Genomic DNA, 20,914 nt, shown 5'->3' with positions numbered 1-20,914 from the left:
CCAATGGTATAGTCGGCAATTCATGAGCGAACAGGCCCTTTCAATCCAACAATTGCCGGAGCTTCCGCCGTCCGACCAGCCGGCGGTTCCCAAACAATCGACCTCGCCCTATCGTTCTCGATGGTCTCTGGCTGTGAGCGGGGTATGCGCCGGCATCCTGGTCGCGGCGCTCGGCACCATTCTGTGGTTTTCGGTGACTTCTCCAAAACTCCAGCAATTTGAAGAGCCGGATCGCGCGCTTGATCTGATGGTCAGCCGTATGTTGGACGCACAAGACAGCCTTCGTCGAGCGCCGCAATGGCAGCAATGGCTGGCTGATTGGACGATGGACAGCCAGGATGAAGCGAGGAGGCAGGCTATCCAGTGGTACCGGGAACTGGTTGAGACAACCGATGATCCTCTCTCCAAACTTCGGCTGGCTATCCTACTCGGGGAGTCCGGGCAAGAAACGGCGGCACTCGCTGAAAGCAAAGGGTGGCAAAGCCGTGGGCCGTCTGCATTGTTATTCGAACAACTGATAGAAGCTGCGTATGGATCACAGCCACTTGATAGGACATATGAAGCGGAATTACAGGCCACGTTGGCCGAGGCGTTGCCGGGAGGATGGTTCTATGATCATCTTGCCGCGAGGTTGGCACGACGTGCGGACGATCAGGATCTGCTGGTGACGGTTGAAGAGCAGAGCTTGCTCAGGGAGGATCGGGGGCAACGATGGATCAGCCCGTTGATCGTGTTCGAATTGATTTGCCTGGTGATTGGGTCGATCATGCTTGTGGGTATTGTCGGACGGCGGGGACAGGGGATAGACAGCCTGCGTCTCCATGTACCCGGCGTTCCACCCCCTTGGCCTGGAGGAACCGCCGCCGCGGTCATCCTCCGCGGCGGTGCTTTAGAAGTCGTCACGACCGTAGTTATTCTGTCTACTTCGTTATTTCAGCATGAAGCGTTGCGCGCATTCGCCATTCCCTTGGCCAGCCTACCGCTGCTTATCCTTGCGTATGTCCAATTGCTCAAGCCGGCCGGTCTGACTTTTCGAGACGGCTTCGGTCTAAGGATTGGGCGTGAGAACCATCGACGCCTGGCATGCGTCATCCTCGCGGTGGTCGCAGCCGGACTGTGGGGAGAATGGGTCATGGGACAGGCCGCCGAATTCCTGAATTTGAATGATCACTGGACGGAATGGTTTGATCAGGAGCTTGTGTGGGGGACTCCTCCAGTCATGGCCGTGAGCGTGATCGAGTACGTCGTGTTTGCGCCGATCTTCGAGGAATTGGCATTTCGTGGACTACTGTTCGCGATGTTTCGCCGCCGGTTCGAATTCCTTCCTGCCGCGCTGATCAGTACGACTCTCTTTGCACTGGCCCACGGTTATAGCCTGATTGGATTCCTCAGCGTCTTTTGGAGTGGATTCCTCTGGGCGTGGGTCTACGAACGGACAGGGAGCCTGATTCCCGGCATGGTCGCCCACGCAACGAACAACTTGCTCGTGTGCTTCACCGTGATGGCGTTGCTTCGTTGAGACGATTCCGTTGCATCAGTTCGAGCGTCTCGAATAAATCCCGATAGCGCAGAGTTGTGTCATGCAATTTCAGTAACTCGCACATTCGCTTGTTTGACACGCGCTTCCCTGGTGAGTCGCCATCCTGAGAGTCAGCAGCTCGAATATCCCATCGTTGCTCGACCATCTGACAGATCTCCATCCAGGTCCTCGGATTTCCATCGCTGACGTTGTAGATTTCGCTGGGGTCAGCGTGCATGATGGCTGCAAGGCAGGACAATGTCAGATCCTCAACGTGAATCAGATTGACATACTTGCGTGACTTGGTCACTCGTCCTGTTCTGATCCAGTCGATAGGATTGCGGCCAGGGCCATAGATTCCTGCCACTCGCAACACGATGGCTCCATACGTCTTCCGCAATAGTTCCTCGCCTTGTACGCGAGGTTTTGTCAGGTCAACCCTGTCTGTTTCATCCATCCATGGTGGAGGATACTCGGCTGAGGCGCAGTCGCCGTAGGCGGAGGTACTACCGAGTATCACCAAGCGGCGCATTCGTAGAGATGCGGCGTCAGCGAACCGCTGCACCAGCTCGGTCGGTACTGCGGGAAAGCACCACAGGATATCGGCCGATGTTGGAATCGCCTGCCATGTCTCAGGCCGTGTCAGATCGAATCCGATCCGTTGGTTAGGGCTCAGATGTGTGAGGTGCCGATCCGGATCCCGACTGGTGGCGAAGACATGCGAGTAGCGATGCTGGGCAAGCGGCAGGAGAAATTTGGCGGTGTAACCAGATCCGAGAATGACGAGTGAGTGATGCAAGATCGATCATACTCCCTGCTGGGTGGCAGTGCAGTGTGCCAGTGAGAATAGCCCGGAGTCCAACGAAGAAAGTCCTTTCATGACGTTGCAGCCCATCCTATATCTACACCCTTTTCAGATCCAACCAGGTCAGCATCTCACGCGTGACCAGCTCAGGCTTGTCTTCATGCACGAAATGTCCGGCGTCGGCGACCTTCACCACCGTCAGATCAGTGACGAAATTATCCAGTCCATCAAGATTCTGACGGACGAGCGCGTGATCTTGCAAACCCCAGATCACTAACGTGGGGACGGCAATAGTAGGATACCCCAAACTTCGTTGACGCATTGCTCCGCCGCCGCGTAAGGCCGCTCGATAGTAATTCACCATGGCCGTGAGTGCTCCCGGCTCGCAAGCCTGCCGTCGATACAGCCGAACGAGATCGTCAGGCATCTGCTCGTGATAAATCGTCATACGCCCAAAGATCCCACCGATCACATAACCATGGCCAACCGACAGGACCGATTCGGGAAGCCAGGGAATTTGAAAAAAGCGCATGTACCAGGAACGGTGCAACTGACGCCAGTGTCGCACTTCCCGTTCAAAACAGGCCGGGTGGGGCGCGTTCGAAACCACTAGGGCTTCCACACGGCCAGCGTGCCGCATCGCATAGTACCAGGCGATGATTCCACCCCAATCATGTCCCACTAGAATGGCGCGTTGAACTTGAGCGGCATCGAGCAGCCCGGTGACATCGTCCAGCAAAGATTCAATTTGATAGGCTTCCATGCCTGGTGGGCGTGTTGTACCGCCATATCCGCGTAGGTCAGGAGCCCAGACCAGATATCCTGCCTCTGCCAGTGGTCCTATCTGATACCGCCATGAGACGGCGGATTCTGGAAACCCATGCAGGCAGAGTATTAAGCGATCGCCGGACCCGGCCGTCGCCACTCGAAAGGATAGTCGGTTTGCGAATACTTGTTGAAACGTCACTGCTTGTGCATCAACAGTATTGAGAACCATGCACGTATTCTCAGAAAGCCCGGTCGAGCGAGGAGTCAGCCTCGCACAGAGGAGCTTCTGTCTCGTTCCATTGCGCGCCTCGGTGAAAACTTGCAAAATTCTATTCGAAACTCCAGATGGCAGTTATACTCGGCGACATGACGAAATACATGATTTGGCAAGATCAGGGTAAGTGGCGCGGTTGTCTGCAGGTTTCTCCTGACCAGCAGGTTCAAGGGGAATCGTTCGAAGAGCTGCAGTTCAAGCTTCTCCAGCTTTACCGCGATCTTATCAGCGGCAGGCCTTCCAACCTCAGGAAGATTGCCTGAGCGATAGTCCCCGCCGAGGCATCAAGACCCGAGCCGTCGGCGCAAGCCGTCGTCTGACTCGCCTGTTCGACGAATCCCGCGAGCGTCAATCATGGCCGAAACAAAGGTTGATGCCGAGGGCCCAGAGGGTCATTTCCTATGGCTCGATGCCGCACGTTATAGCGTCCAGAGAATGCCTCACCGGGAACAAGCCGCTTCAGTCCCCATTCCGGATGATTGAACGCATCACTCGCGCAGGTCATCGGTTCGATGGCAAGCGCGGCTCGTGGAGCGTCTGCAATGGCATCTCCGGTATAGACGACCACCGCGGAAAAAGAGCTGTCCATCGTAATGTCGATTACCCAACCGCCGGCGCTATGTCGCAGAGACGCGGTGGACATTCCTTGTGCGCCGCGTTCGAGCCGTACGTAACAATGGTTGAAGCGTTGACGGCCGATTGCACGAAATCGTCGATAATCCCATTGCGTGTCGGCCACGCTCAGAATCGCCCCTGTCGGAACGAGCCGCTCGTTGAATTCTAAATAGGCGGTCCCCGGGATCTGCACCTCAGCCTCGTCGATCAAGGCCGTTCCAATAGTGAAATATGGGTGAAATCCAACTCCGACCGGCGCTGCTTGCTGCCCTACGTTCTTCGCGGTGAATGAACAGGTGAGCCCGGAGACGCCGAGTTCATACGTCACCCATACGGCAAGTGAAAAGGGATAGCCTCGTTCAGCATATGTATCAGCGTCGAGACGAATCTCAAACGTCACCTTGTTTGAGTGAGCTTCCTGCACGTGCCACGGCAGACTGCGAACGAATCCGTGAATGGCATTCGGACCTTCCTTGTCGTTACATTCGAGCTGCAGTGACTGCCCCTCGAACGTATAGCGTCCATCTCTGACGCGGCCGGGAAACGGGATGAGTACGTCGCCCTGTCCACCTCGCTTCCCCCTACCACCAGAATAACCCCACAGGACATCCGTTTCCTGTCCGCCGTCGTTGATCAGCAGGTACCGTCGCAACGAGGCTCCCCAGGGAGAAACAATCGCGCGCTGGTTTTCAAAAGTTATGGAGAGTTCAGTATCCGGTGTGATCGGCTTCATGGCCGTGCAGTATAGCACTGCAGCAATGGATGGCGAAGAGCTGCTCGATCGCGCGTCTGTCATATGCCTGAAAACCATTTGACGATTGCGCAGCTTGCGGTAGTGTTGTGAGCGGCAACTCCCACGACCATTCGGTGAGCAGATCGCAGGAAGTCGTGATGAACAAGGAAGAGCTCGATCCTGGCAAGGTGTTCGTACTACACGAGTTTCTATCGAGAGACGAGTGTGAGTCGCTGATTCGACGGAGCGAGAGTTTCAGTTACGAGATTGGAACCGTCGGCGGTGTCGTCGCCGAGGGAGTTAGAAGCAATGAGCGCGTCTTGGTCGATGACAAACCTCTGGCGGACGCGTTGTTCCGCCGCGCCGCGCCATGGCTTCCCGAAGTGGTCGAAAGTCGTCGCCTGGTTGGGTTCAACGAACGCTGGCGGTTTTACCGATATCGCCCAGGGCAGACCTTTCAGCCACATCGGGACGGCTCATACATGTCGCTTGAAACCTCCCAGAAAAGCGAGGTGACGTTCTTGATGTATCTGAACGACGAAATGAGCGGGGGCGAAACGAGGTTCTTTGCGGACATGGAGCATGTGGTTCGAGGATGTCCCTACCTGACTGTGAAGCCGATGACGGGAGCGGCGCTGGTCTTCCTCCACTCCATCTGGCATGAAGGGGCTGTCGTACGGAGTGGAGAGAAGTATGTGCTGCGTACCGATGTGATGTACAAGTTGTTACCAGACGCTTAACCATTAATCAGTGTTATAACGAGGCCTGTCACATCGCTGCCGATCTGCTGCCGAACATATACCAAAGGAAACTCAGCCGTCCCTCTCGCGTCATACGCGTGAACAGAGCTTGACGCAATTGATGCCAATGCGTTGCCTCACTTTAGGGGACTGTACCGACAGATCTCCGGCTCGGCGGCCAGAAGTCCCACCAACCGTTGTAGCGCAACGGAGACGTGCGGAGTGGCGAAATGCGCACGTTCTTCCGGTGCACTCGCCCATTTCTCAACAAACACAAACCCGGCTGGATCGGCACTATTCCTCAGAAGCTCGTAACTGAGGCATCCCGATTCGCCGCGTGTCGGTTCAACAAGAGCAGATAAGATTTCCCGAACCTGTGCGACGTGCTCAGTCTTAGCCCTGACACGGGCAATCACTCGGAGGGAAGTGTCTGGGGTCATGACGTGCTCCATAGCATAAGGCGATACATGCTCGTCTGAAAGAGAGGTGAACGTGTTCTGGGACGAGGATAGGTTATTTTGTAAATGGATGGCCGGCCTTTTGCCACTCGTCGAGGTTCATGACGACGGCCGTCGTTTGCGTGAACCCCAGACCTTGAAGCGATTGTGCCGCAAGGGAGGCGCGACTGCCGCTCTGACATTGCAAAATGAGAGGACGGTCCATTTCGGTGTTCGCTGGAAAGCCGACATGGCTCCAGATTTTGAACTCGAGCAGGCCGCGAGGAATATTGATTGCTCCAGGTACATGCCCTGCGGCGTACTCGTGCGGCTCTCGTACGTCCACAATCACGGCGGCACTTGGATTCTCAACTAGATTCCGATACTCTTCCATGCCGATTGTTTTCACCTGCCTCTGCGCTGCTTCAACTTTCTGTTTCACGATGGGAGGAAAACTCTGTGCGAAGATCGGTGGAGAAATGACCAGCGTTGCGCCCATGATGAAGATCGGCGGTAATAATAGGATAGGTGTGCTCATATCTACTCCTCTCAAAAGGGCTCGGATGACCGGCAATGACAGGGGGTAGAGTGTAGCGCGCTCCTATCGACGACTCAAGACGTAATGCGACGGGAGAGGTCGGGATTGTTATTCCGCACCTGAGCCAAGCCGAAAATCGATCTTGGCCGCCCACTTGGGATGGTCGATGAGCGGATTGCGGTTGTCTTGTTGCTCGAAGATCGCCTGGTTGCAATGCCGTTCGTAGTCATCCACGAGGAAGGTCTTATGCCATGTGAAGAGTGTGACGATACGATCTTGCGTGTACTCTTTCGCTGTTCGGTTGATCTCCCCTGGGTACCGGAGGAGAAAATACAGCGTCGCCCTCGTAACCGTTTCTTTTCTTTTCTCAGGTTCGAACTTATGTTCTTCCCGTTTGCCGCACTGATTTCTTACGACTTCTTCAAAGTCAGGGGGGTCGTAGTATGGTGTATTGCACCTGATGATGGGCGCGTGAAAGAGGGCCGGATGCCGTTCCGCAACGGGAAAGGCGTCCGACCCGTTACTTCTCGTAGACGCCATCACCATGGCGTCAGACTATCGTAATATCCAAAGATCATAACGGTCATTTCTCTCCGGATGGACTTCTTCCTATCTTCCCATGTGGTAGTCTCAGTCGTGATCGACCTGCGGACCTTTGTGGATTTCCACAGTGCGCGAATTGGTGTTTTGAACGATGCGGTTATTCGGCAAGGGAATCTCACCTGACTTAAAAAACCCTTGGAGTTGTCGAATCTGGTTAGAGTCCACTTTCAGTGGTTCGGATAAGACATACCAGCTCACTCCTTCGCTGCAGGGTGGCGTTGTCAAGGAGCCTGCATAGGTGAAGACATGTTCGCTTTCCATCGGAATCAACTTCGATGGATCTAACCGCAGCCCAGCGCCGGTTTTGTTAAACGCGTCGTATTCCGGTGGGGTATTCTCAATGATCTTCTTCAAAATCGGGTTCTCTGCGGCAGAGGCTTGTGCGTCCAAGAAGATTCCTAACACGGCAAGCTTGCCGTCCTCACGCTGATGCACGAAATGCAATTCACCCCCGTACTGGTTCCCGGCAGGATACTGACCCTTTATGATGATATGCTCGCTCGGCGTATGGAAATGGAACTGGACAAGCGGATAGACATCTTTTCCGATGACCAATCTCCCGGGGTAGCCTTTTGAGAAGGAGACTTGCACCGCATGGCCGGTGTTCCGAAAGACATAGACATTCCCCTCGTCCGTCGAAATGTTAGAGCCTTCCGTACTGCTGATCGAGGGCACGTACCGTACCAGCAAGGAATCTGCATGGCGCTCTGGTTCGGCTGGCGGGTTGTTGTCGGAGCTCTGGGTTTTGGGGTTGACGATGATCGGAATCGGATTAGAGGTCAGGTTGATCGCGATCGGCGACTGATGGGGCCCGATTGCACATTCAGCATATGGGTACTTAAACGCAGCTGAATTATTCGAGCCCGATTGACTCTCAAATGTTGCCCAGTACGTCCCGTCTGCCCCCTGACCTGGATCTTGATTCAAGGTTGTGTGATCCCAGTGCGGATCGCTCGCCTCCACGGGGCTTGTCAGCAAGATGCTAAGGGTGCCGAGCGTGGCGATTTTCATCAAATACGTCTTCATATGTTTTCACCTCATTATTGTGGTGTGAACAGGAATCTGTCTCAAAATGGAACGGTGATACTTCGCGGGCTTCGGCCTAGGCAAGCCCAGTGCTGTGCCATCGCGATGAGCTAAAACTCTGTGCTCTACTCAGCCCAAGGACACAGGGCGGGATAGATTCCCGCATCGGCCACCGATCTGCAGGTCGGTGTCAGCAAGTGGTTATCCGGCAATCGGGACCTAATGATGTTGGAGCAGCGGTGCCTGATATGGTCGGCACTGAGGAAGAGGGAAGTGGGAGACTGACAGCGAAGCCCAGGCTGACGAATAGAACAGACAACAGGACGAGAAACATCGTGTTCTTCATGAGATCTCCTTGAAATATGAATTATGTGGAACGAATAGGATGGGGAAGCCAACTCCCACATCACCAAGTGACGGTTATCCTCCAAGGAAATTGTTCCAGCCGCAGTCATTCTCGTCGGCAAATTAAACAACATCCGCACAGACCGATGACCCATATGCATGGTTCAGGATTCGGAAGTCTTTTCGGGCGCGAAGTATACTATGATGCCATACGTATTAACAACAGGTGTGAAGCCCTAGTTGAACATATTGATAAGTGCATGATAGGGGCAGCATGGGGATTTGTCTCAGACTGCCATGAGATGTGGGGCGTCGAACGAGGGACCGTCGAAGATTCAACAGAGTCCACGATGGGAAGGAGGCTGAATGACGATTTCCGACCTTCTCACCCGAGACGGTCTACCGCGACAGTGCCTAAGAGGTTGGACGGGGAATCCCTGATACAAGTAAAGGATGGTGAGAGGGGATGGTAGGCGGGTCAGGAGGTTGCGACGGAGTCGTGACACTGGTCTCTTGGTTCGACGGTGCAGTGAAGCCACCAGCCGAAAGGCGATGTGCTTGCGACGAGCAGAGGAGTCTGAGGCGCACCTCTGCCCCGCAATCATCTCACGGCTCTCCACTTTCATCGAAAGCGGAAGGCAGACACACCCCCAGCTCTCACACGACCATTGTTCGTCGGCCCGTCAGCATCAGAAACGATGTGCTCGTCGGCGCGTACGTTATTTGGCGGTCTCGTATGCCGCTCGTAGATCGTTTGCTGGAGGATGTGTGTTGCTCACGGTCGTGAGGACCGCATAAATCAACACCGCTGCCCCGACAATAATCCCTGCTGCATACAGCCTGATCTTATCCATGATGTCCGTCATCGCTTGAAGCTGGTTCCGGTCAGCGGACCAATCTTGGTTGAGGAGGCTTGTGCAGGTTTCTTGAGGCGGGAAAATCGACTCCTGCGGGTGAGTGGCAGCCGGAGAAGCAGTTTGCCCTATCGGCAACAACAGTTTTCCAGAATGTTCGCGAAGAAACTTGGTACAGCTCCAGATGAAATTTGCCCGGGACGAATGTCCACAGGGTGTTCTCGCGGCGTAGAACTACCTAGCGGTGAGCCGTCCGACCCGATTCGTTAATCGGGAGCGACAGAGGAAGCGTGAGTCCGCTTCACGTGGCTGCGGAACCGTGCCGGGGGCACCCCAAACTGCCGCTTGAAAGCGCGATTGAAGGAAGGTTCGGACTCATATCCCACGTCGCTTGCCACTTCAGCCACACTCTTGGCGGTTGAACACAATACTTGAGCGGCGAGCTGCAGCCTCCAGCGCGTCAGGTACCCGATCGGCGTGTCTGATAGATAGTGCCGAAATCGTTCGGCCAACACGGAACGAGACACACCAACCTCATTCGCCAGCGAGGCGATCGTCCAGGGTTGAGCCGGCTGTTTGTGCAGGATGGCCAGCGCCTTTCCCACGTCCGGATCGCGGACGCCGGCCAACCAACCTGTATGTGACGGCGGCAACTTCGCGATGTACCGTCGCAACGTTTCCACGAACAACACCTCCGACAATTTGGCGATGACAGCGGCGCCTCCTGGGCCGGAAACCTCAGCGTGATCGATGGAATATCGAAAGGTGTCTTCCAACCACTGTCCTGATGGGCTGTCACGGATATGGACCTTGACGATCGGTGGGAGTCCGGCTAGGAAGACTTGGCTGAGTCGTGGATCGCAAGTCAGGTAGCCGCAGATCAACTTGGTGAGCTCTCCCCCGCCTCCGGAATGGGAAATCACATGTCCTTCTGTCAGCACCTGCCGCAGTTGCTCCGTGCTGTCGATCGGTGTGACGAAAGGGCCGTTGCCCATAAAGTGCGCATCGCCTTGCGCAAGGATGACGATGTCGCCAGCTTCAAGGGGGACCGCCCGACCATTTTCTTCGATGCGAACGTAGCCTCGGCCTTCGGTGATCAGGTGAAAGATAATGACGTGCTTCGAACGGGTGGGGAGATACGATGCCAACGTGCCTGCGTCGGGCTCGCGTGCGCACCACGGCGATGAAAATTCACCGTTGAAGAACACCGCGCCGTCCAGTTTCACGGCTTTCAGGACTTCAGAGAGCACATCCATATCGATGGCTAGGAGTACGGGGTCCCTGCTAAGCAAATCGGACGCCTGGATAAACGAGCCGCAGCTTAGCATGCTCTTGCTAAGAGAACCAGACGCGCTGATAAGACGCCGTCGCGCATGTTCGGTATAGTGCGAACAGAGACAGCGTGGCACATGAGACAGTGCCGTACATCGATCAAACAAGGAGGAGGCCGTTATGACAAATGCAGCGATTGGGGAAATAGACAGTGTCAAGGCTCGGCTCAAATCGATCTGGACCGCCGGAGACTACGATCGCTTTTCACGGTATATGGAAGGCGGCGCGCGAGAGTTCTATGACCGGCTCAATATCGCGCCGGGATGCCGGTTGCTGGACGTCGCCTGTGGGTCTGGTCAACTGGCGCTGATGGCGGCGAAAGACGGTATTGAAGTGACCGGCGTCGATATCGCAAGCAACTTAGTGGAGCGGGCGCAGGCGCGCGCGCAAGCGGAGGGGTTGAAGGCCCGTTTTGAGGAGGCCGATGCCGAGGCGCTTCCGTTCGATGACGCGAGCTTCGATGTGGTGACCAGTCTGATCGGCGCGATGTTTGCCCCGCGACCCGACCTCGTCGCTAAGGAATTGCTGCGAGTGTGTGTGCCGGGAGGTACCATTGCCATGGCCAATTGGACGCCGCAAGGATTCATCGGGCAGATGTTCAAGGCCGTCTCGAAATTCATCGCGCCGTCCGGGATGCCATCGCCCGTTCTGTGGGGCGACGAAGCCACCGTCCGTGAGAGGCTTGGCCACGGACTCTCGGAACTCAACCTCACGAGGCGGCAATACCTCTTCACCTATCCCTTCCCACCGTCGGAGGTCGTGGAGGTCTTTCGCCTCTATTATGGGCCCACGAATCGGGCATTCGCGTCGCTCGATGCCGAAGGCCAAGCTCAATTGCGCCGGGATCTCGAATCGCTCTGGACCACACACAATCGAGCCGGGGCCGATTGCACCACCGTGTTTGCAGAATATCTGGAAGTCATCGGTATTCGGGCGTGATGTGGAATTTCAAAAGGAAGCGAGAGCTCTCACTCTATTCTTGCATCCAGCAGAATAATATAAAGCCGGATACAATCCGGCTGCCATGAAGGAGGCTGCCATGAAACCATTAGGATTACTCGCGTTGACTGGAAGGAAGGACGCCATGAAGTCCACCCGCATCATTGTGTTTGCCGCAGCTGCTCTACTCACCTGGGCTGCTCCCAGTTGGGCCACAGAATCGATGGACGAGTCTGCACCGCCGACGAGCCAGTCTGACACGGTCCCCCTCTATACGGACCTCGGCTCTCACCACAAACGCATCTCTACCCGAGTCACGGCCGCACAACAGTACTTCGATCAGGGCCTGCGGCTTGTCTACGGATTCAATCATGCGGAAGCGATCCGCTCGTTCACGCGCGCCGGAGAGCTCGATCCTACCTGCGCCATGTGCTACTGGGGGATCGCGCTTGCCTACGGGCCGCATGTCAATGCTCCCATGGACCAGGCAAGCGGAGTTGCGGCGTATGCGGCGGTGCAGAAAGCGCTGACGCTCAAGTCCCGCGCCACGGCGCAGGAGCGCGCGTACATCGAGGCGCTCGCGCAGCGCTACGAGGTGGACCCACCGGCCGATCGTGCCAGATTGGACACGTCATATTCGCGCGCGATGGGGCAGGTCGCTAAGACCTACCCCAAGGATCTCGACGCCGCGACCCTGTACGCCGAATCGCTGATGGACCTCCGCCCGTGGAACTACTGGCGCCCCGACGGCACTCCCTACCCTGAAACCAAGGACATCGTCCACCAGCTCGAGAGGGTCCTCACGCACAATCCCAATCATCCTGGTGCTTGTCATTACTACATCCACGCGGTCGAGGCGGTGAACCCGAAGGCTGCGGTGCCGTGCGCCGAACGGCTGGCTCGGCTCATGCCAGGCGCAGGACACATGGTCCACATGCCCGCGCACATCTTCATCCGCGTCGGACGGTGGAATGATGCCGTGCAGGCCAACCACCATGCCATCCATACGGACGAGGAGTTCATCGAAGGCCAGCGCCCGATGGGCGTCTATCCGCTCGCATACTACCCGCACAACATCCACTTTTTTGCCTTCGCTTCCACCATGGCGGGCCGCAGTGCGCAAGCGATTGAGGCGGCCAATACACTCACCTCCAAGGTGAACCTCGACGCCGCGCGCCAGGTCGGGATGCTGCAGGAAATGCTGCCGTACCACGCGCTCACGCTCACGACGTTCGGAAAATGGGACGCGGTGCTTGCCGAGCCGCTTCCGCCGGAGGACATCCGCTTCTCGTACGCCATGGCATCCTACGCACGAGGCGTGGCGCATGCCGCCAAAGGAGAGTGGGCAGAGGTGCAAGCCGCGCTGGATGCGGTGACGACGATCGACGCCGCGACACCCGAAGGTGCTGAAGGCAAGACCGCGCTCTCGATCGCCGTGCACGCCCTGTCCGGAGAGCTCGCGACTCGCCGTGGTGACCTCGACGCCGGCATCGACCACTTCCGGGAGGCGGCCAAGATCGAGGACGGGGGTCTCTACTTCGAACCGCCCAAGTGGTACTACCCGATTCGGCACTCGCTCGGCGCCGCTCTGTTGAAAGCGGGACGTCATGCCGAGGCCGAGAAGGTGTATCGCGAGGACCTTCGTCGCTTCCCCGAGAACGGCTGGTCCCTGTTTGGGCTTGCGCAGGCGCTCCGGGCGCAGGAGAAGAACACCGAGGCGGCCGCAGTGGACACACGCTTCCACCGAGCGTGGACAGGCGCGGACGTGACGCTGACGGCATCGAGGTTCTAGCTAGCGGAGAATGGCAGAAAGCCGGGCGGAGAGTCTGGGGTCGGATCGGCGTAGGCCTCCGACCCCTTGTTACATTCCTACCGGTTTGAAAAGCACTCGTTCGCGAGACCCTCAGTTTTAGCGTTCCTGCTTTGGGAGCAGGAAGTTGGGCCGGGTTGGTCAGGCTGCGGTGTTGCGTTTGAGCAGGTTGGCGAAGGGTGTGAACGGTCGATCCGTTTCCGGCCTCGACTGAGAGTCATGTGACCCGCCACCTACCTGATCGCGCTGATGCTCATTGTCGTGACAGTAAAGACAGAGCAACTCCCAGTTGCTGCCGTCCGGGGGATTGTTATGATGGTTATGGTCCTTGTGGTGGACCGTGAGTTGGCTGAGTTTCTTGCCGTCGAACTCTCGTCCGCAGTGAGCACAGATCCAAGGGAATAATTTTAAGGCACGCTCTCGGTAGGGTTGCTCGTGGTTGCTCCGTACCATGTGAGCCTCCAGGAAAGGCGACGCGCCACGGAGCCCTAGTATACCAAATTAGCCTTACCATGCACTATCAACGATCCACGATACCGCTCCTTTGTACCGGCGGTGGGGCACCCGCGTCAGGCTCTTGAATGGGGAGCGGCAGACTCATGCCCGGATCACAGCCGCTTGCGTTGCCACATTTTCCCCTTCGGTGTTAGACTCCGTTCCCGTGATTCCTCCCCCGGTCACTCCATCGGTGGGTGAATATGATGCCGCCCTCTGAACGTGAATCCGCTGCACCTCAGAACCATATAGCCGACGACACAACGGAGACTGGAACGATCCTTCGTCGGATCCTCGAAGGAGTGGGGGCCAAAGTCGGTGAGCAGTTTTTCCCGACTCTCGTGCAGCAGTTGGCGACCTGGCTCGGAGTAGACTACGCGTATATCTCGGAACTGAACGAAGACGATGGCCGGTTCCGCTCCAAAGCGGGATGGGGCAAAGGCCAGTCGCTGCCGCCGTTCGAGATCCCGGCCCGAGGCCCCTGTGAGACGGTTTTGACAAGCCGGTGCGTGCACCATCCGAGCAAGCTCCGCGAGCTCTATCCCCATGTGCAGTTGATCCAGGATATCGGCGTCGAGAGCTATTGCGGAGTTCCGGTCGTGGATGCCTCCGCCCGTGTCGTCGGGCATCTGGCTATCATGGATTCTCGCCCGATGCCAGACCACGTGCGCGCGACCTCCATCCTAGGCATCTTCGCTATGCGCGCCGCCGCCGAATTCGAACGGCTGCGGTTCGAACTTGCCCTGCGCAAGAGCGACTTGACGTTGCGCAAGATCGATGAAGGCACGGCGGCGGCGACCGGAGCCGCATTTTTCCCGTCCCTGGTCAGAAATCTGGCCGAGGCTCTCCAGACCAAATATGCGTTCGTGTCCAAGTTCGTCGAGGGCAATCGGGCGCGCGTGCGTACGCTCGCTTTCTGGAAAGGGGATGGGTTCCTCCACAACTTCGAATACGACCTGCATCATACCCCCTGCGAGCGTGTGTTGGCCGGCGAGGTGTGTTTGTTTCCGGAGAAAGTCCAAGACTGCTTTCCTGGGCATCGGGAAGACCTGGCCAAACTGGGCGTCGAGAGTTACTTGGCAATTCCGGTATCGGACTGTTCCGGCACGGTGATGGGTCACCTGGCCGTGATGGATACCAAGCCGATGCACGATGATCCGCGTGTGCTGTCGGTCTTCAAGATCTTCGGCGTTCGGGCCGGCGCCGAACTGGAACGGGAACGGATGGATGCGCAGCTCAAAGACAATCAGGAGTGCCTCCGTGATCTCTTCGACGAGGCGCCGATCGCTTATGTGAATGAAGGACTGGATTCGAAATTCATCCGCGCAAACAGGACTGCGCTCAAAATCCTGGGTATAACGCCGGACCAGGTGGAGGGGACCTACGGGAAGTCGTTTATCCCCGATACACCGGAAGCACAGCACCGCCTCAAACAGGCGTTCGATTCTATCGGCAGCGGAATCGACACGGGCGGTGTCGTACTCGAACTCCGTCGGAAGGACAACGGCAAGCCGCTGTGGATCAGGTGGTGGTCCCGTCCCAATTCTACCGGAACATACACCCGTACCATGTTCATCGACATTACTGAACAGATGTTGATGGAGCAGGAAAAAGCACGGCTCGAAGCGGCCAACGTGTATTTGCAGGAAGAGATTAAGGGAAGCCACAATTTTGAGGAGCTGATCGGCTCATCGACCTCACTCAAGAAGGTCTTGAAAAATGTGGAGCGCGTGGCACCCACGGATTCGACAGTCCTCATTACCGGGGAGACCGGCACCGGCAAGGAGCTGATTGCACGGGCTATCCACAATCTGAGCCCGCGCAAAAACAAGCCGCTGGTGAAGGTCAACTGCGCAGCGATTCCGGCCGGTCTTATTGAAAGCGAACTCTTCGGCCATGAAAAGGGCGCGTTTACCGGCGCGTTAACAAAGAGAGTCGGCCGTTTTGAAGTGGCGGATAAGGGGACGATCTTCCTTGACGAAATCGGCGAGTTGCCGTTGGATCTGCAATCCAAGCTCTTACGTGTCTTGCAAGAGGGTGAGTTTGAACGGGTGGGTGGCACGCAGACGTTCAAGGTGAATGTGCGCGTCATCGCTGCCACAAACCGAAATCTTGAGTACCTGACGAAATCTGGCCACTACCGACCCGATCTGTATTACCGCCTCAACGTGTTTCCTGTTCATTTGCCTGCGCTGCGCGAACGTGACGGAGACATTCCATTGTTGGCGCAGTATTTTGTCCGCAAGCTCGCCGCAAATCTCGGGAAGAAGATTGACCGGATTCCCGAGCGGATGGTCACGGCCCTTCAGCGATATCAGTGGCCCGGCAATATCCGGGAGCTGGAGCACGTGATCGAGCGGGCCGTGATCCTCAGTGAAGGACTTGAGTTGGAGCCGATCGACTGGCTCTCATCATCGAACGGGAAAGGCGGATCCGCCAAGACGATGACGCTGGAAGAAATGGAACGAGACCACATCCTCGATGTGCTGGGACACACCAACTGGCGCGTCAGCGGTGAGAACGGTGCGGCAAAAATTCTCGGATTAAACCCAACCACGCTGGAGGCCCGCATGAAGAAACTGCGCATTTCCAGGCCTACCTCAGGTCGTTCCTCGTGAAGCGTGAAATGCGGAATCTGCCGATCTGATGAGCTATTGACTATCAGAAGATCGTCGATCGACAGATCATCAGATCTACCATTTCCCACCACTCCCAACATTTCGTGACGATCCCAATATTTTGGGAATGCCCGCTTCTGTGATGTTCGATCCTCCTCGAAATACCCATCACAAACCATAAACCATTCAACTACTTAAAACGACGTCGGTCTCGTATCGCTGTGCGGCATCTCGCTTGCTCAATAGCCTGGCATCGAATTGAAGCTGAAGGAGATGAGGAGACGATGTTGAAGATCACGAAGGTTCGGGAGAGCGGGAGCGATATGCTCCTGAAATTGGAAGGCAAGATTACGGGTCAATGGGCGGTGCTACTTGATAGAGAATGCCGCTCGTATATTCGAAACCGGAAGGTCGTGCATTTGGATTGTTCCCACCTCGAGCACATCGACATGAGAGGAGTTGAGGTGATGAATAACCTCCTTCGCAAACACGTCATCCTAATGAGCGCTCCGGCTATTGTGACGGAACTGCTCCAAACTGGAGGCCGATCATGAACGCAGCAACCACGACCTATACAGAACCATTCGTGGGCCCTTCGTCTCTTGTGACCCAGCCCTTATCGATGAGGACAGTGGTAATCGATGCCGAGCAACAGCTGATCGCCAGGCTTCGGAAGGGAGAGGAAAGAGCCTTCGACGAGTTGGTCAACAAACACCATGGAGCGTTGATCCGCATGGCAATGGGCTATGTAGCGGATCGGGAAGTGGCAGAAGAAGTTGTCCAGGACACCTGGATAGCGGTGATTGATGGATTGGATCGATTCGAAGGCCGGTCATCACTTCGGACTTGGATCTTTGGGATCATGATCCACAAGGCCAAGGATCGAGGAGTGCGCGAAAAGCGCCACACGACTTTCTCCTCCTTCGAGTCTGCCGTCGACGACAGCGACAAAGCGGTTGATCCATCTCGGTTTCGCCAGTCTGGCGAATGGGCCGGCCACTGGGCCTTCCCGCCTCAGCCCTGGGACGATCAGACACCGGAGAAGCTCCTGGCATCACAGCAGGCGGTCGAGGCCATGAATCGGGCCATTGAGGCGTTGCCACGGACCTTGAAGGACGTCTTAATCTTGCGTGATGTCGAGCGAGTCGACGCAAGGGAGGTTTGCGAAATCCTGAAGATTACCGAAACGAACCTGTACGTCAGGCTGCATCGAGCCAGGGAGCGGGTACGCCAGGTGGTGGAGACCTATCTGGAGGGACGACGATCTGCCGTGTAAGAAAATGCCGGAAGGACCGACCCAGTCATAAGCACTGAAGGAGGGTCTTTACGATGGCACGGGAAGGGGGGCAGCCGACTTTCTCAGTGATAGCCTGCCATGAGATCGCGCAGGGGGCCTCGCTGTATCTCGATGAACAGGTCGAGGACGAGCGGAAGCGTCAAATCGCCATGCATTTGGCGATCTGTGCCGGCTGCGAGACCTATGTGAAACAGATTGCGACGGTGCGGGACGTGGTGGGATTACTGCCCAAAGTCGTTGAACAACCATCCGATTCTAACCGATTGCGGCAAGTCTTTGCTGAGCGAGCACGTCCGTCACCAGCGGGTGGTTGATGTCCTACGCTGCTGTCTCGTTTGATGTCTGTGTAAGAGTTTCTTTCCTCAATTGACTTCATCCTATGGATTATCAAGGGAGGCTATATAATGAAACGATACTCGATCGTACTGTCCGTAACTCTCCATCAAATAATGCTGTGGTCGGTTACTGTCTATGCTGGAGAGTTCTTTGAGCGGAACAACCTGGCTATCGATGGCTATGATCCGATCGCCTATTTCATAGAGATGAAGCCGGTGAAGGGATTACAGGAGTTTCGTGCTGATTTTCAGGGCTCGACCTTCCAGTTTGCTTCAGCGGTTCATCGGGATACCTTTGCTGCTGATCCGACCAAGTATGCTCCGCAGTATGGTGGGTACTGCGCCTATGGGATGGCCAAAGGGTACAAGGCTGTGATTGATCCGGCGGCTTTTACGGTTGTCCGTGATAAGCTGTATCTCAACTACAGTGAAGCGGTCCGTTCTCGGTGGCTCTCGGATATTCCCGGCTATGTTCAGAAGGCTGATACCAATTGGCCGGAGGTCCAGAAGCAAACCAAGGTGCATGAATAATCGGATACAGCTCCCTCATCATGTCAGTCCACCAATCCCAACCAGGAGGTTTTCAATGAAGAAGATGATGGTCTCACTTGCAGCGATCGCATGTGTGATGTGCGCAAGCGTCTATTCCTTCGCCGACGAGATGGGGAAGATGGCCAACGAGATGAAAGGCGACATGAAGGCTGATGTCGACGCCATGAAGGGCGAAATGAAGTCCGGCACTGATGCCATGAAAGGAAGCGCTGGCACGATGAAGGGTGAGATGAAAGGAGAGATGAAGGCAAAGACCGATTCGATGAAAGCGTCAAAGGATGCCATGAAAAACGACATGAAAGCCGCGCAAGATGCGATGAAAGGCGACATGAAGGGAGTCTTAGGTTATTAAAATAGAGAGCCACGCTCGTTGTTTCTTGCCACGGCCTGCGGTCGGGAAATCCGATCGCAGGCCGTTGTGTTTTTCCACACAGGCCACCCATCGTCTGTAAGGAACCTCCTCTGTTTCCGACAAACCGATATGTGGTGCATGGTTGAAATGAGGAGGTGGGCCATGGCGGGACTTGTTGAATCTGAAGAAGTCGTCGGTCGGGAAGGGGAGCAGATGCCGATGGCAGAACCGTTAGTGCCTGAGGCGCCGTCGGCAGCAAGTGACCACAGGGTTGCTTCTCCTCCTGCGATCGAACGTGTGTACCGCCATCGGCTACCGGTGCGGATCAGCCACTGGCTGAATGTTCCGTTCCTCATCATCCTGATCATGAGCGGTCTGCAAATCTTCAACGCCCATCCGGCTCTCTACTGGGGCGATCGTTCCGATCGTGACCGTTCGTTGCTCTCAATTAGACCTGTACAAACTGACAGTGGTGAAATGCACGGCGTCACAACGATCATGGGACATCCATTCGATACGACGGGCCTGTTCGGTTACTCGAATGGATCAGGTCGGGCCTTCCCAGCCTGGGCGACCATACCAAGCGCTAAGTGGCTCGCCATGGGGCGACAATGGCACCTGTTCTTTGCCTGGCTTTTTGTGATCAACGGTGTGATTTTCATCGCCTATGCCTTGGCGAGTCGACATGCCACACGCGATCTGACTCCGACCGGTAAGGATCTCCGTGGTATCGGTAAGTCGATCCAAGATCATCTGATCCTTCGGCATCCCACCGGTAATGAAGCCAAGCGGTATAACGTCCTTCAGAAACTGGCCTATGCAAGCATCTTGTTCATCGTGGCACCGGTGATTGTGCTGACCGGGCTCGCGATGTCGCCGATGATCGATACCGCCTTTCCTTGGCTGCTCGCCAGCTTCGGAGGACGTCAGGGAGCGAGAACGATCCACTTTATCGCTTGTTTTTTGTTCGTCGGATTTATTGCCATTCATGTCGTACAGGTGATTCTCACTGGGTTTCTTAACAATATCCGCTCGATGGTCACGGGGTGGTTTATCGTTAAGAATAATGATGGAGTGGGCCATGAAGCATGAACATACGATGGAACGACGCAGCTTACTCAGGGGAACATTGGGTGCCGCGAGCCTGGTTGCGCTTTCCGGTTGCGATAACCTCACGCAGAGCAGCTGGTTTACGGCTATCCTCCGCAAAGCCGAGCGGTGGACCGAAGCAGCGCAACGGGCGGTCACTCCCAGAGACGCATTGGCAAAAGAATACCGCGAGGCCGACATCTCGAAGATCTTTCCAGCCAACGGCAACACCGAGCCCGGCACGGAAGAGTACGCTCAGCATGTCGCACAGAATTTTTCTGAATGGACGTTGGAGGTGGTCGGTTTGGTGCAGACGCCGAGAAGTTGGTCGTTGGCCGCGCTGAAAGAATTGCCCTCACGAACACAAATCACCCGGCATGACTGCGTGGAGGGCTGGAGCGCCATCGGAAAATGGACCGGAATTCCGGTCGCCGACTTGATGCGCCAAGTCGAACCGTTGCCGACTGCCCGTTATGCTGTGTTCCACTGCGCCGATGTGGATGACGAAGGGATTGCGTACTACGAGAGCATGGCGGTGGCTGACTGCTATCATCCGCAAACCATTCTAGCCTATGAACTAAATGGTGCACCATTGAATATTCCACACGGCGCTCCGCTTCGTCTCCGTTTCGAACGACAGCTCGGGTACAAACAGGCGAAGTATGTCATGAAGATCGAGCTGGTCGAGTCCCTTGCCGGCATCGGTGGTGGGAAGGGAGGCTATTGGGAAGATCAGGGGTATGAGTGGTATGCCGGTATATAGGGTGCTGAAACAGACTTTCAGCTCTGTTCTCGCTCCTTCTGACCTTGCGAAATGTGCGAGTTGTATGCCTCGATT

Annotated in this window: 23 protein-coding genes; 13 read left to right on the top strand and 10 right to left on the bottom strand. The window is 56.1% G+C overall.

Annotated elements, in window-relative coordinates:
* Positions 1 to 22 precede the first annotated feature (22 nt).
* Positions 23 to 1,519 carry a type II CAAX endopeptidase family protein gene (locus tag P0120_14585; GenBank protein ID MDF0675547.1) on the top strand — a complete coding sequence of 499 codons (1,497 nt, stop codon included), beginning with the start codon at positions 23 to 25 and terminating at the stop codon, positions 1,517 to 1,519.
* Here the strand turns inward: P0120_14585 and P0120_14580 are convergent.
* Together P0120_14580 and P0120_14575 are read right to left on the bottom strand one after the other, a co-directional pair.
* Entirely contained in the window at positions 1,494 to 2,318 is an 825-nt protein-coding gene (locus tag P0120_14580) for a hypothetical protein (GenBank protein MDF0675546.1), read from the bottom strand. The two genes, P0120_14585 and P0120_14580, sit on opposite strands and share 26 nt — an antisense overlap.
* A gap of 103 nt (positions 2,319 to 2,421) precedes the next feature.
* The gene (locus P0120_14575) at positions 2,422 to 3,321 is read right to left on the bottom strand and encodes an alpha/beta hydrolase (protein MDF0675545.1); all 900 of its coding nucleotides are present in this window, start codon (positions 3,319 to 3,321) and stop codon (positions 2,422 to 2,424) included.
* A 149-nt stretch (positions 3,322 to 3,470) separates the two neighbouring features.
* Here P0120_14575 and P0120_14570 point away from each other — a divergent pair, with 149 nt between their 5' ends.
* Positions 3,471 to 3,629 carry a hypothetical protein gene (locus P0120_14570; GenBank protein ID MDF0675544.1) on the top strand — a complete coding sequence of 53 codons (159 nt, stop codon included), beginning with the start codon at positions 3,471 to 3,473 and terminating at the stop codon, positions 3,627 to 3,629.
* A gap of 89 nt (positions 3,630 to 3,718) precedes the next feature.
* Here the strand turns inward: P0120_14570 and P0120_14565 are convergent, their stop codons facing one another.
* Entirely contained in the window at positions 3,719 to 4,714 is a 996-nt protein-coding gene (locus P0120_14565; GenBank protein ID MDF0675543.1) for a hypothetical protein, read from the bottom strand.
* A 158-nt stretch (positions 4,715 to 4,872) separates the two neighbouring features.
* Here P0120_14565 and P0120_14560 point away from each other — a divergent pair, with 158 nt between their 5' ends.
* Positions 4,873 to 5,454, top strand: a complete 582-nt coding sequence (locus tag P0120_14560) for a 2OG-Fe(II) oxygenase (protein ID MDF0675542.1) — start codon at positions 4,873 to 4,875, stop codon at positions 5,452 to 5,454.
* 137 nt (positions 5,455 to 5,591) lie between these two features.
* On the opposite strand, the gene P0120_14555 is transcribed toward P0120_14560, so the two are convergent.
* From P0120_14555 to P0120_14530, 6 genes are all read right to left on the bottom strand, one after another.
* A complete protein-coding gene (locus tag P0120_14555) occupies positions 5,592 to 5,894 on the bottom strand; it encodes a putative quinol monooxygenase (GenBank protein ID MDF0675541.1) in 303 nt (100 codons plus the stop codon).
* Between the two features lie 73 nt (positions 5,895 to 5,967).
* Positions 5,968 to 6,429 carry a rhodanese-like domain-containing protein gene (locus tag P0120_14550; GenBank protein MDF0675540.1) on the bottom strand — a complete coding sequence of 154 codons (462 nt, stop codon included), beginning with the start codon at positions 6,427 to 6,429 and terminating at the stop codon, positions 5,968 to 5,970.
* Between the two features lie 108 nt (positions 6,430 to 6,537).
* Positions 6,538 to 6,975 carry an endonuclease gene (locus P0120_14545; GenBank protein ID MDF0675539.1) on the bottom strand — a complete coding sequence of 146 codons (438 nt, stop codon included), beginning with the start codon at positions 6,973 to 6,975 and terminating at the stop codon, positions 6,538 to 6,540.
* 84 nt (positions 6,976 to 7,059) lie between these two features.
* Complete coding sequence (locus tag P0120_14540; GenBank protein MDF0675538.1) at positions 7,060 to 8,058, bottom strand: carbonic anhydrase family protein; 999 nt, start codon at positions 8,056 to 8,058, stop codon at positions 7,060 to 7,062.
* Between the two features lie 1,064 nt (positions 8,059 to 9,122).
* The gene (locus tag P0120_14535; GenBank protein ID MDF0675537.1) at positions 9,123 to 9,257 is read right to left on the bottom strand and encodes a hypothetical protein; all 135 of its coding nucleotides are present in this window, start codon (positions 9,255 to 9,257) and stop codon (positions 9,123 to 9,125) included.
* Between the two features lie 266 nt (positions 9,258 to 9,523).
* The gene (locus P0120_14530; GenBank protein ID MDF0675536.1) at positions 9,524 to 10,549 is read right to left on the bottom strand and encodes an AraC family transcriptional regulator; all 1,026 of its coding nucleotides are present in this window, start codon (positions 10,547 to 10,549) and stop codon (positions 9,524 to 9,526) included.
* A gap of 160 nt (positions 10,550 to 10,709) precedes the next feature.
* Here P0120_14530 and P0120_14525 point away from each other — a divergent pair, with 160 nt between their 5' ends.
* The gene (locus P0120_14525; GenBank protein MDF0675535.1) at positions 10,710 to 11,528 is read left to right on the top strand and encodes a class I SAM-dependent methyltransferase; all 819 of its coding nucleotides are present in this window, start codon (positions 10,710 to 10,712) and stop codon (positions 11,526 to 11,528) included.
* Between the two features lie 100 nt (positions 11,529 to 11,628).
* Positions 11,629 to 13,320: a hypothetical protein gene (locus tag P0120_14520; protein ID MDF0675534.1), complete on the top strand. Its 1,692-nt coding sequence runs from the start codon at positions 11,629 to 11,631 to the stop codon at positions 13,318 to 13,320.
* Between the two features lie 159 nt (positions 13,321 to 13,479).
* On the opposite strand, the gene P0120_14515 is transcribed toward P0120_14520, so the two are convergent.
* Positions 13,480 to 13,791 carry a YajD family HNH nuclease gene (locus P0120_14515; protein MDF0675533.1) on the bottom strand — a complete coding sequence of 104 codons (312 nt, stop codon included), beginning with the start codon at positions 13,789 to 13,791 and terminating at the stop codon, positions 13,480 to 13,482.
* A gap of 245 nt (positions 13,792 to 14,036) precedes the next feature.
* Between P0120_14515 and P0120_14510 the strand changes: the two genes are divergently transcribed.
* The 8 genes from P0120_14510 to P0120_14475 all read left to right on the top strand — a co-directional run bounded on the left by P0120_14510 (position 14,037) and on the right by P0120_14475 (position 20,839).
* Positions 14,037 to 16,451 (top strand): sigma 54-interacting transcriptional regulator, encoded by a 2,415-nt coding sequence (locus tag P0120_14510; GenBank protein ID MDF0675532.1) that lies wholly within the window; start codon positions 14,037 to 14,039, stop codon positions 16,449 to 16,451.
* Positions 16,452 to 16,735: 284 nt separating this feature from the next.
* Complete coding sequence (locus P0120_14505) at positions 16,736 to 17,005, top strand: hypothetical protein (protein ID MDF0675531.1); 270 nt, start codon at positions 16,736 to 16,738, stop codon at positions 17,003 to 17,005.
* Positions 17,002 to 17,727 (top strand): sigma-70 family RNA polymerase sigma factor, encoded by a 726-nt coding sequence (locus tag P0120_14500; GenBank protein ID MDF0675530.1) that lies wholly within the window; start codon positions 17,002 to 17,004, stop codon positions 17,725 to 17,727. The genes P0120_14505 and P0120_14500 overlap by 4 nt, the downstream gene beginning before the upstream one ends.
* 53 nt (positions 17,728 to 17,780) lie before the next feature.
* Positions 17,781 to 18,062: a zf-HC2 domain-containing protein gene (locus P0120_14495; protein MDF0675529.1), complete on the top strand. Its 282-nt coding sequence runs from the start codon at positions 17,781 to 17,783 to the stop codon at positions 18,060 to 18,062.
* A gap of 90 nt (positions 18,063 to 18,152) precedes the next feature.
* Positions 18,153 to 18,614, top strand: coding sequence for a YHS domain-containing (seleno)protein (locus tag P0120_14490; GenBank protein MDF0675528.1), 462 nt, complete (start codon positions 18,153 to 18,155; stop codon positions 18,612 to 18,614).
* Positions 18,615 to 18,669: 55 nt separating this feature from the next.
* A complete protein-coding gene (locus P0120_14485; protein ID MDF0675527.1) occupies positions 18,670 to 18,987 on the top strand; it encodes a hypothetical protein in 318 nt (105 codons plus the stop codon).
* Positions 18,988 to 19,149: 162 nt separating this feature from the next.
* On the top strand, positions 19,150 to 20,079 hold the full coding sequence (locus P0120_14480) for a cytochrome b/b6 domain-containing protein (GenBank protein MDF0675526.1): 930 nt from the start codon (positions 19,150 to 19,152) through the stop codon (positions 20,077 to 20,079).
* Complete coding sequence (locus P0120_14475) at positions 20,069 to 20,839, top strand: molybdopterin-dependent oxidoreductase (protein MDF0675525.1); 771 nt, start codon at positions 20,069 to 20,071, stop codon at positions 20,837 to 20,839. The genes P0120_14480 and P0120_14475 overlap by 11 nt, the downstream gene beginning before the upstream one ends.
* Positions 20,840 to 20,914 lie beyond the last annotated feature (75 nt).

Source organism: Nitrospira sp. (assembly GCA_029194675.1).
Taxonomy (GTDB): Bacteria; Nitrospirota; Nitrospiria; order Nitrospirales; family Nitrospiraceae; genus Nitrospira_D.
Note: the sequence above shows the minus strand (reverse complement) of the source record. Positions and strands in the feature narration are given on the sequence as shown.

What these genes read in the sequence shown, in the direction of transcription:
- P0120_14525 (MDF0675535.1), top strand. Translation starts at nt 10,710, where the DNA reads ATGACAAATGCAGCGATTGGGGAAATAGACAGTGTCAAGGCTCGGCTC.
- P0120_14515 (MDF0675533.1), bottom strand. Translation starts at nt 13,791, where the DNA reads ATGGTACGGAGCAACCACGAGCAACCCTACCGAGAGCGTGCCTTAAAA.
- P0120_14575 (MDF0675545.1), bottom strand. Translation starts at nt 3,321, where the DNA reads ATGGTTCTCAATACTGTTGATGCACAAGCAGTGACGTTTCAACAAGTA.
- P0120_14550 (MDF0675540.1), bottom strand. Translation starts at nt 6,429, where the DNA reads ATGAGCACACCTATCCTATTATTACCGCCGATCTTCATCATGGGCGCA.
- P0120_14560 (MDF0675542.1), top strand. Translation starts at nt 4,873, where the DNA reads ATGAACAAGGAAGAGCTCGATCCTGGCAAGGTGTTCGTACTACACGAG.
- P0120_14555 (MDF0675541.1), bottom strand. Translation starts at nt 5,894, where the DNA reads ATGACCCCAGACACTTCCCTCCGAGTGATTGCCCGTGTCAGGGCTAAG.
- P0120_14480 (MDF0675526.1), top strand. Translation starts at nt 19,150, where the DNA reads ATGGCGGGACTTGTTGAATCTGAAGAAGTCGTCGGTCGGGAAGGGGAG.
- P0120_14565 (MDF0675543.1), bottom strand. Translation starts at nt 4,714, where the DNA reads ATGAAGCCGATCACACCGGATACTGAACTCTCCATAACTTTTGAAAAC.
- P0120_14520 (MDF0675534.1), top strand. Translation starts at nt 11,629, where the DNA reads ATGAAACCATTAGGATTACTCGCGTTGACTGGAAGGAAGGACGCCATG.
- P0120_14545 (MDF0675539.1), bottom strand. Translation starts at nt 6,975, where the DNA reads ATGGTGATGGCGTCTACGAGAAGTAACGGGTCGGACGCCTTTCCCGTT.
- P0120_14475 (MDF0675525.1), top strand. Translation starts at nt 20,069, where the DNA reads ATGAAGCATGAACATACGATGGAACGACGCAGCTTACTCAGGGGAACA.
- P0120_14585 (MDF0675547.1), top strand. Translation starts at nt 23, where the DNA reads ATGAGCGAACAGGCCCTTTCAATCCAACAATTGCCGGAGCTTCCGCCG.
- P0120_14495 (MDF0675529.1), top strand. Translation starts at nt 17,781, where the DNA reads ATGGCACGGGAAGGGGGGCAGCCGACTTTCTCAGTGATAGCCTGCCAT.
- P0120_14490 (MDF0675528.1), top strand. Translation starts at nt 18,153, where the DNA reads ATGAAACGATACTCGATCGTACTGTCCGTAACTCTCCATCAAATAATG.
- P0120_14510 (MDF0675532.1), top strand. Translation starts at nt 14,037, where the DNA reads ATGATGCCGCCCTCTGAACGTGAATCCGCTGCACCTCAGAACCATATA.
- P0120_14500 (MDF0675530.1), top strand. Translation starts at nt 17,002, where the DNA reads ATGAACGCAGCAACCACGACCTATACAGAACCATTCGTGGGCCCTTCG.
- P0120_14535 (MDF0675537.1), bottom strand. Translation starts at nt 9,257, where the DNA reads ATGGATAAGATCAGGCTGTATGCAGCAGGGATTATTGTCGGGGCAGCG.
- P0120_14485 (MDF0675527.1), top strand. Translation starts at nt 18,670, where the DNA reads ATGAAGAAGATGATGGTCTCACTTGCAGCGATCGCATGTGTGATGTGC.
- P0120_14570 (MDF0675544.1), top strand. Translation starts at nt 3,471, where the DNA reads ATGATTTGGCAAGATCAGGGTAAGTGGCGCGGTTGTCTGCAGGTTTCT.
- P0120_14540 (MDF0675538.1), bottom strand. Translation starts at nt 8,058, where the DNA reads ATGAAGACGTATTTGATGAAAATCGCCACGCTCGGCACCCTTAGCATC.
- P0120_14505 (MDF0675531.1), top strand. Translation starts at nt 16,736, where the DNA reads ATGTTGAAGATCACGAAGGTTCGGGAGAGCGGGAGCGATATGCTCCTG.